Origin of the sequence: Mycoplana rhizolycopersici (assembly GCF_013378445.1) — a bacterium.
In the GTDB taxonomy this organism is placed as follows: Bacteria; Pseudomonadota; Alphaproteobacteria; order Rhizobiales; family Rhizobiaceae; genus Mycoplana; species Mycoplana rhizolycopersici.
In genome coordinates, this window is the sequence record NZ_JABXYK010000022.1 from 59,025 (window position 1) to 67,765 (window position 8,741).

The 8,741-nt window shown below is 59.7% G+C and carries 7 protein-coding genes and 2 pseudogenes; 5 read left to right on the plus strand and 4 right to left on the minus strand.

The window, feature by feature from the left end:
* Window positions 1–3 precede the first annotated feature (3 nt).
* Window positions 4–687, minus strand: a complete 684-nt coding sequence (locus HV823_RS23765; RefSeq protein ID WP_176952159.1) for an amino acid ABC transporter permease — start codon at window positions 685–687, stop codon at window positions 4–6.
* 237 nt (window positions 688–924) lie between these two features.
* Here HV823_RS23765 and HV823_RS23770 point away from each other — a divergent pair, with 237 nt between their 5' ends.
* Together HV823_RS23770 and HV823_RS23775 are read left to right on the plus strand one after the other, a co-directional pair.
* The gene (locus HV823_RS23770; protein WP_210270914.1) at window positions 925–1,719 is read left to right on the plus strand and encodes an IclR family transcriptional regulator; all 795 of its coding nucleotides are present in this window, start codon (window positions 925–927) and stop codon (window positions 1,717–1,719) included.
* A gap of 117 nt (window positions 1,720–1,836) precedes the next feature.
* Entirely contained in the window at window positions 1,837–2,388 is a 552-nt protein-coding gene (locus tag HV823_RS23775) for an ATP-dependent metallopeptidase FtsH/Yme1/Tma family protein (RefSeq protein WP_176952160.1), read from the plus strand.
* Window positions 2,389–2,457: 69 nt separating this feature from the next.
* Here the strand turns inward: HV823_RS23775 and HV823_RS23780 are convergent.
* Window positions 2,458–2,765 (minus strand): annotated as a pseudogene (locus tag HV823_RS23780) (ATP-binding protein); the annotation flags it as partial.
* Between the two features lie 202 nt (window positions 2,766–2,967).
* Window positions 2,968–3,336 carry a c-type cytochrome gene (locus tag HV823_RS23785; RefSeq protein WP_176952161.1) on the minus strand — a complete coding sequence of 123 codons (369 nt, stop codon included), beginning with the start codon at window positions 3,334–3,336 and terminating at the stop codon, window positions 2,968–2,970.
* Window positions 3,337–3,559: 223 nt separating this feature from the next.
* Between HV823_RS23785 and HV823_RS23790 the strand changes: the two genes are divergently transcribed.
* The 3 genes from HV823_RS23790 to HV823_RS23800 all read left to right on the plus strand — a co-directional run bounded on the left by HV823_RS23790 (window position 3,560) and on the right by HV823_RS23800 (window position 7,431).
* Window positions 3,560–4,516, plus strand: a complete 957-nt coding sequence (locus HV823_RS23790; RefSeq protein WP_176952165.1) for an AraC family transcriptional regulator — start codon at window positions 3,560–3,562, stop codon at window positions 4,514–4,516.
* Window positions 4,517–4,749: 233 nt separating this feature from the next.
* Window positions 4,750–5,208: a (2Fe-2S)-binding protein gene (locus tag HV823_RS23795; protein ID WP_176952162.1), complete on the plus strand. Its 459-nt coding sequence runs from the start codon at window positions 4,750–4,752 to the stop codon at window positions 5,206–5,208.
* A 3-nt stretch (window positions 5,209–5,211) separates the two neighbouring features.
* Window positions 5,212–7,431 (plus strand): xanthine dehydrogenase family protein molybdopterin-binding subunit, encoded by a 2,220-nt coding sequence (locus tag HV823_RS23800; protein ID WP_176952163.1) that lies wholly within the window; start codon window positions 5,212–5,214, stop codon window positions 7,429–7,431.
* Between the two features lie 126 nt (window positions 7,432–7,557).
* Here HV823_RS23800 and HV823_RS23805 read toward each other — a convergent pair.
* A pseudogene (locus HV823_RS23805) lies at window positions 7,558–7,955 on the minus strand (DDE-type integrase/transposase/recombinase); the annotation flags it as partial.
* Between the last annotated feature and the right edge of the window lie 786 nt (window positions 7,956–8,741).

Consider the following 8,741-nt stretch of genomic DNA (forward strand, 5'->3'; position numbering starts at 1 on the left):
TCCTTAAAGCGGCGTGCCGAGGCGGCGAAGGCGCGGGAACACCAGCCTGGCGATGAGCCAGAAGGTGCCGCGCACGGCGACTGCGAGCAGAATGTAGAGCAGGGCCACGACGAGATAGATTTCGAAGGAGCGGAAGGTGATCGAGTCGATCCGCGCGGCGATCGAGGTCAGCTCTTCAGCCGATATCTGCGAGACCACGCTGGTCGTCAGCATAATCAGGATGAACTGGCTGGTGAGTGCCGGATACACACGCTCGGTGGCCGGGGGCAACACGACCGCGGCGAGCGTCTGCAGTCGCGACAAGCCAAGACACTGCGCCGCCTCCAGCTGACCCTTGCGGATCGACTCGATTCCGGCCCGCATGATCTCGCAGGTATAGGCGCTGATGTTGATGACGATCGACAGGATGGCGCAAAAATTTGCACCGAGTTTGAGGCCGAGCGATGCAAGACCGAAGTAGATGAGAAACATTTGGATCAGCAACGGGGTGTTGCGGATCACCTCCACATAGACCCCACAGGCCCGCCGCACCCAGGCGCTGTGCGCGGTTCTCCCGATCGCGAGCACCGTTCCGACAAGGAAGCCCAGCACAATCGTGAGCACCGACATTTTGAGCGTCAGCCAGAGGCCGCGTAGAAGTTCGGGCCAATACTCCGATAGAAAACTGAAATCGAATTGGTAGGCCATCGGCCGCTTGTCCTCCGCATCTGCCCTATATGGAAGGCCGCACCACGTGATTGTCCCAATCCGTGGCGCACCGGCCTTCTCCTCCCGAGCCCGGCGAGCTTATAACACCAACATTGGTACGCTTCAATATGCGAGACAACGTCCCATATTGTGGGAAATTATTAAGAAATAATGCCACAATATATTGATTACTCTCACATTATGGATAGAGTGAACAAAACGGGAGAAATGGTGGGAATGGAAAGACCGGAAGAAATTGTGCAGGGAACACAATCTCTCGCTCGCGCATTTTCAGTGCTCGACGCCGTGGCGGATGGCAACGGAGATTTGGCTTCCATCGGCAAGGCGATAGGCACTAGCCGAAGCACGACGCATCGATTGGTCTCCTTTCTCCAGCGCACTGGATTCGTACGGCAAATGGATGGACGCGGCTATGTCCTCGGCGCACGGCTGATCGAACTTGGAGCCGTAGCGCTGGCGCAGATGCCGTTGACGACTGTCGCGCGGCCCTTGCTGGAACGATTGTCGCAGCAGACAGGTGACACCATCCATCTCAGCGTTCGTGACGGCGACGAAATCATTTATGTCGACAAGATTTCAGGCAACAAAGGCCTGGAGATGCGCTCGCGCGTGGGGCTGCGAAAGCCCATTGCCATTACCGGCACTGGCAAGGCGCAGATGCTAGACCTTCCCGAAAAGGAATGGGGGCGTTTGTATTCGCTGGCACAGATGGTTGTCCTGTCAGATGAAATGCCGCCGCCGGGGTTTCTTGCATGGGAGGATTATGTCTCCGCCATGCGCGCCTATCGCGCGCTCGGCTATACGATGGAAATCGAGGAGAACGAAGCCTCGATCTGCTGTGTCGCCGCTCCAATCCGCGGTGCACGTGGCGAAATCGTTGCCGGGCTAAGCGTGGCAAGCACCCTTCCCTACATGACTCGCCAACGGCTCGAGGCCCTGGCCCCGGTCGTACGGTCCTGCGCGGACGACATTTCCCGCGAACTGGGTTTCGTTGGTCGACGAGCATCGTAAACTTAACCGCAACGAGGGCAGACCATGACGCCGGCCGAGTTCGTCGGTCATGCTCGGGCGATTTTCAACCACAGGTTCATCGTCTCCAAACGCAGTTCGCCATGATGGCTGGAGGAGATGTACGACGATATTCGGTGGCGGGCCTCGATCCATGAAGCCGGGCACGCCGTCGCCTGGTCGTTGCTTGGCGTGGGCGAGGTGGTGTCGGTAACGATCGGCATGCTCGAGTTCGGGCAGGTCGTCAGCCGCATCCATGATCACGTCCCGCAGACCGAGACATGGCTGACCCGCCAGATGGCCTGCATGCTGGCCGGGCGCGTTGCAGAATTGCTTGTCGTTGGCGATGCCTGTTGCGGGGCAGGTGGCGAAGACGACAGCGACCTAGCCAAGGCGACTGACTTTGCGCTCGCGGCCGAAACCAGGCTTGGCTACTCGGCGCACCAGCCCCTCATCTACCGGCCGACCCGTGGCAGCTTTGACATCCTCTCCCTGGATCGCGAACTCGCCGAGCGCGTTCATGCGCGATTGCTGTCTGCCGAAGCCGTCGCCCGGGAATTGCTCGAGGAGTATCAGCCGCGGTTGCTTGAACCCGCAGAGTGTCTCTCCGTTCATGGCGTCATGGAAGGGTCAGAGGTACGGCAGGTGCTGGGCATCGAAGGCCCTGTATAGTGGAGAACTCGCGCCGTGAGTTCGGCTTGACGGCCTGGACGACGGGTACCGGTAAAATGATCGCTGATTCAGCACGATATTCTGCTCTCCGACCATGAACTCGCATCGGTGCAGTTGGCGCGCCGTGATCTCGCTGGCGGCGAAGTCGTATCCAGAGAGGTCCTTATAGGCAGGGAAACGGGCGGCCTTCATGTGATAGGCGAGCAGACCTCGCGCTCAGCCATCTCGGCTTTCAGCAACTGGGACAGGATCGGCACGGCCGCATCGAACGCTGGCGCTCCTTGTTCGATCAGGTTCGTGACCGCTTGGGCCATGCCAAACATATTCAGGCTACGCAGCAAGATGACGACGGCGGCGCTGGCAGGATCATGACGCATGACGACCTCCTACGATCCGGACCCGCAAGCCATCGTAGCGTTCTACATTGGCCTTGGGTTCACGCAGCAAGGTGAGGGCCTGTGGCGTATCGATATCGGGACCGTCGGCCATCTCACGTCCACGTTCTACCATCCTCAAGGGAGCAGCCACGCCTCGGTGCAAACCGGAACCTGCCCATCTGTCGCGTCGGACCCCGTCTATTCAAAGCGATTTGAGATATGAAATGAGATCTTGCCGGTCTTCTTCTTTGGCAATCCGCATCGTCATCGTTGTCCCGCGGACAAGAGTGGTAGGAGCGGCGAGATAAGCATCCAGGTTCTGTTCAGTCCAGACGATCTGCGATTGGGCCAGCGCCCTGGAGTAGCGCGCACCCTCAACGGAGCCAGCCGTTCGGCCGACGACACCGGCGAGCGACGGGCCGAGCTTATTCTGGCCGTTCACGGAATGACAGGCGCTGCAGCGGGCAAAGAGCTTTTCGCCGCGGCTCATATCGCCATCAGCGGCAGCGCCGGAGGGACAGAGCGCGAGAGCGGCGAGTACAAAGATCGATGCAGCTAATGTTGCCTTCATAGCGGAAGTATCCTCTTCTCGTTACGATCCTGGATCGAGCGCGCGCAGGAAGGCGCGTGGGCGCTGCAGCCTGCGTTCAACGCGCCGAGACTGCATAGCGCCGGTCTCCGTGGCGCGTTAGCTCGTTCCTGCCGAATTCTTGCCTGATGCTCTGGAAATCAAATTAATGTGACAATGCTGAAGAGCGCCCTTGATATAGGCGATGGTTGGCAATAGCGGTTCGATGGAGAGAATTTTGTCCGAGGCAGAGAGTTTTCAGGATCAAACTACTGCAATTCGCTCGCGTATTCTTGATGTGCTAGCGCAACTGCCGTGGGACGGCACCAATTTCAGGCACGAGATACCGGGGCTTTCTCTCTATCGCGTCATCGAGCCTGCGGGACCGTTTTTCAGTTTGTACGAGCCCAGTCTCTCGCTGATCATCAGTGGGAGCAAGCGCGTCCGGATTGGTGACGAAACGCTTGTCTATGATGCATCACGGTTCTTCCTGACAACCATCGGTCTGCCGATGACAGGCCAGATCTGTGAGGCGACGACGGCGGAGCCGTATGTGGCTGCCCGGTTGAGCCTGGATCTCGAGGCGCTTCGCCGCCTCATCGCCAACCACGACTTGCATCCGACCGACACCTCTGATCATGATCGTGGCGGCGTCGTGGGAACGACGACACCGGAGCTGTACGACGCCTTCTGGCGATTGATTTCGCTGGTAAATTCGCCCGATGATATACCATTCATGGCAAACCATATACGGAACGAAATCTTCTACCGGCTACTCACGGGTGAACAGGGCGCGCGATTGCGCCGCTTTGCGTTGGCCGGAACCAACAGTAACCGCGTGGCAAAGGCGGTTGCATGGTTGAAGGAGAACTACACGATGCCGCTTCGCGTCGAGGCGCTGGCGGACATGGCAAATATGGGTGTTTCCACACTGCATCATCATTTCCGCGCCATGACGGCCATGAGCCCGCTGCAATTCCAGAAGCATCTGCGGCTGCATCATGCGCGGGAGCTGATGCTTTCCGGATCGCTCGATGCGGCGACCGCAGCGCTCAGGGTCGGCTATGAGAGTCCGACGCAGTTCAGCCGGGAATATCGCCGCATGTTCGGTCATCCTCCCCTGCGTGATGTCAAGGCCCTTCTCAAGTCAGGCGATTCGGCCAATCGCAGCTCCGTCGGTTAGCGCAATTGTCGCCGGTGAGACCAATGCTGGCCCGATCAAAAGCCCAATTGTGTAAAATGGGCACAACATGAGTTGCGCGACAGAATCGGGCAACAATCCGACAGGATCGACCCTATCCGGCTTTACCATGGTCTTATAAGTTTGCCTGACAGATGACGAACGTCAAAGCGAGCCCGGAACAGTACGGCCAGGGCCGAAGCTCCGCGACCGCGTCACAACGCAAGGAGAACACCATGGTGACTTTGACGATCAACGGCAGCGAACATAAGGTCGAAGCCGAGCCGGATATGCCACTTCTCTGGGCGATCAGGGACCTCGTCGGATTGACGGGAACGAAATTCGGTTGTGGCATGGCCCAATGCGGCGCCTGCACCGTGCTCCTGGACGGTGCGCCGGTGCGCTCCTGCCAGACCTTCATCGGCGACGTAGGCAACGCGAAAGTGACGACCATTGAGGGGCTCTCGGGTAAGGTCGCGGAAACCGTGCAGACGGTTTGGGCCGATCTCGATGTGCCACAATGTGGGTATTGTCAGTCCGGGCAGATCATATCGGCGACCGACCTGCTCACGAACAATCCCAGACCCACCGACGACGATATCGACGCCGCGATGACAGGCAATCTCTGTCGTTGCGCCACCTATCACCGAATCCGTGCCGGGATTCATGAAGCTGCCAAGCGTTTGGAGGCCTGAGCGATGATCCCGAAACTGATGCAATCCCTCGTGCTACCCGTCGCCAACGCCAAGGCGTCCCGCCGGCAGTTCATGCTTGGCGCGCTCGCTGCCGGTGGCGGCGTCGCGGTCGGCTACCACATCCTGGCGTCATCAACTGCCGCCGCAAGCGAAACCGCTGCGGACGGGAACAAGGCGGTCGCCTTCACGCCCTATTTGACGATCGACAACACCGGCAAGGTCATGGTGCTTTCGTCCCAGTTCGAAATGGGGCAGGGCTCGTATAACGGCCTTGCGACACTCGTTGCGGAAGAACTCGATGCCGATTGGTCGTCGATCGATGTCCAGGGCGTCGCAGGCAATGTGAAGGCCTATGGTAATGTCGCCTTTGGCGGCGCCATTCAGGGAACGGGCGGGTCTACCTCGATGGTCACCTCCTGGGAGCGCTATCGCAAGGCGGGCGCCGCAGCGCGTGCCATGCTGGTGGCGGCCGCTGCATCCGAATGGGGTGTCCAGCCGGCGGAGATTACCGTCGAAAACGGCGTGCTGGCGCATCCTTCCGGTAAGACCGCGGGCTTCGGCGCATTTGCCGCCAAAGCTGCAGCGATGCCCCTGCCTGTTGACGTGAAGCTCAAGCAGCCGGCCGACTGGAAGCTGATCGGCAACGCCAAGCTGAAGCGGTTCGACAGTACCCGCAAGACGAACGGAACCGAACAGTACACGATCGACGTCAATCTGCCCGGCATGCTGACGGCGGTGATGATTCATCCGCCCATGTTCGGCGCCAAGGTTAAGTCCTTCGATGCCGCGGCGGCGCGCTCCGTAAAGGGGGTCGTCGATGTCGTCGAAACGCCGCGCGGCATCGCTGTCGTCGGCGAGCATATGTGGGCCGCGATCAAGGGACGCGAAGCCGTCAAGGTCGTTTGGGACGACACTGACGCCGAGAAGCGCAGCACGCCCGAGCTCATGGCAATGTACAAGGATCTCGCGGGAAAGGCCCCGGTGGCCATTGCGCGCAAGGACGGCGATGTCGATGCCGGCTTTGCGGCAGCGGCCAAAGTCATCGAGGCGACCTTCGAGTTCCCTTATCTGGCGCATTCTGCGATGGAGCCGCTCAATGCCGTTGCCCGCAGGAACGAGGACGGGACGCTGGAGATCTGGGGCGGGCATCAGTTTCCCGATGTCTATCAGATGCTTGCCGGCCAGATCGTCGGCATTACGCCTGACAAGGTGCAGTTGCATGTCATGAAAACAGGCGGCAGCTTCGGCCGGCGCGCTGTGTTCGATGGCGATGTGGTCGTCGAGTCCGTTTATGTCGCCAAGGCCATTGGATTCCGGGCGCCGGTGAAGGTGCAGTGGACCCGCGAGGATGACATGCGCGCCGGCCGCTATCGCCCCTCCTATGTGCATACGCTCAAGGCAGGGATCGACGGGGATGGAAAGCTCGTGGCCTGGAGCGATCACATTGTCGGTCAATCCATCATGGCGAAGACGGCCTTTGACGGCATGATTCAGAACGGCGTCGACCCGACCTCGGTCGAAGGAGCAAACAACCTGCCCTATGCCATTCCCAACCAGACGGTCGGCCTGACGAGCACTGATGTCGGGGTGCCGGTCCTGTGGTGGCGCTCGGTGGGTTCGACGCATACCGCCTTTGCCGCCGAAACTTTCATCGACGAAATCGCCGAAGCGGCAGGACGCGATCCGATCGAATATCGCCTGTCGATGCTCGATCCGCAATCGCGCCACGCCGTCGTCCTCAAGCTCGCGGCGGAAAAGGCCGAATGGACCAAGCCGCTGCCAAAAGGCCGTTTCCGCGGCGTTTCGGTGGCGGAGAGCTTTGGTTCGGTCGTTGCGCAGATTGCGGAAGTTTCGACCGATGACAGTGGCGGAATCAAGGTTGAGCGCGTTGTCGCCGCCGTCGATTGCGGTTTGGCGGTCAATCCGGATCAAGTCCGGGCACAGGTCGAGGGTGGCATAGGTTTTGGTTTGGGCGCCATTCTGGGCGAGGAAATCACCCTGACCTCAGGCAAGGTCGACCAGGGCAACTTCGATGTGTACACGCCGCTCCGGATCGACGCGATGCCGGTGGTGGAGGTTCACATCCTTGCCTCCGCCAATCCGCCCTCTGGCATCGGCGAGCCTGGCGTTCCGCCGATCGGACCGGCGGTTGCCAATGCTGTCTACAAAGCGCTCGGCAAACGGATACGCACCATGCCTTTGGCCAAGTCTTTTAACGCTTAGTATCGCACTCCCGCCTATATGGCGGGGTGCCTATCCCACGGACGAGAGCAAGACATATCGGACATTCAAACGGCATCGTAAACTTAACGGACATGAGGCAACACAGGCTGGCTGCGGCTCGGCGGCTCATGCTCGGGCGATTTTTGCCCAGAGATTCATTGCCTCTGGGCGCAGTTCGCGATGATGGCCCGAGGAGATGTCGTGTTTGGGGATATGGAAAAGGTTGGCAATCGGATCATGGATGGACGCGAAGCGCTGCAGATGACGCCGCGATTTGAAGCGTTTCATGATCCTCTCTCGTCGCCGGACTGGCTGATGGGAATTCTTCGCCCGATTGTTCAGGCCTTTATGCGAACGGTGTTCGACACGTGGCATAATCTCGCGCTTTGCGGCGTGGTAGGACCGGAGCTGGTCGGTGACCATCACTCGCGGCGTGCGGCCTTGGCCCTTCAATAGTTCGCGCATCAGGCGCTTGGCCGCCTAGCATCGCGACGACTATGCACCAGAACGTCCAGGACGAAACCATGCTTGAGCTTGCCGCGCGTCTCTCCGTTCATGGCGTCATGGAAGGGTCGGAGGTACGGCGGGTGCTGGGCATCGAAGGCCCTGTCTAGTGGAGTACTCGCGCCGTGAGTTCGGCTTCACGGCTTGGACGACGGGTATCGGTAATGATCGCGATTCAGCCACAGGGAGATTCGATTCCTGTTTGCGGGAAATCGTTTCTGACTACCGCATGGGCGATTCACGCCTCCCGACAATCGATTCTGATCTCGGAATTGCCGATTCAGTCCAGCAGGCGAATGATCGTGGCAAGGTAACCGCCGCTGGGACCCAAAGCAGACGCAAGGCCGTCTCATACTGGACCGGCTTCGCGACGAAGTCGTCACAGGCCTGGAACGGCAGGGGTTCGACGTTCGCGAGAGCGAGACTGTGTTCGAGGACCCGACCAGGAAATATGCTGACGGCCTGTTCCCGTTCCGCCCGAAGCGCCACCTCCAGCAAGAATTGGGTCAGGTGACATTGCGTCCGACCTGCACACGCTCACCGCCAGACCTGTTGTCACACGCCTGTCCCAGTCGTCGCTCACGAGCTTCCTCGGCTCTCCCAGACAGGCCAGCCCGGCAAACGACGTTTCTCATTCTACGGTTGTCTTCCCCCATTGCTTCCTATAACGACGTTTGCAGATGACGTCCCGAGAGGTGGTGTATCAGGCTAGCGGTGGTCATCGGCTTTTTCCGGTAGGGTTGGGTTGTTCAAGCACAACCTGATGGAAAGACCACCGATGACCAATGACATGATGGACCTGCGCT

Excerpts from the sequence above, each read along its gene's own strand:
- HV823_RS23800 (WP_176952163.1), top strand. The coding sequence starts at position 5,212 with ATGATCCCGAAACTGATGCAATCCCTCGTGCTACCCGTCGCCAACGCC.
- HV823_RS23770 (WP_210270914.1), top strand. The coding sequence starts at position 925 with ATGGAAAGACCGGAAGAAATTGTGCAGGGAACACAATCTCTCGCTCGC.
- HV823_RS23790 (WP_176952165.1), top strand. The coding sequence starts at position 3,560 with ATGGAGAGAATTTTGTCCGAGGCAGAGAGTTTTCAGGATCAAACTACT.
- HV823_RS23775 (WP_176952160.1), top strand. The coding sequence starts at position 1,837 with ATGTACGACGATATTCGGTGGCGGGCCTCGATCCATGAAGCCGGGCAC.
- HV823_RS23765 (WP_176952159.1), bottom strand. The coding sequence starts at position 687 with ATGGCCTACCAATTCGATTTCAGTTTTCTATCGGAGTATTGGCCCGAA.
- HV823_RS23785 (WP_176952161.1), bottom strand. The coding sequence starts at position 3,336 with ATGAAGGCAACATTAGCTGCATCGATCTTTGTACTCGCCGCTCTCGCG.
- HV823_RS23795 (WP_176952162.1), top strand. The coding sequence starts at position 4,750 with ATGGTGACTTTGACGATCAACGGCAGCGAACATAAGGTCGAAGCCGAG.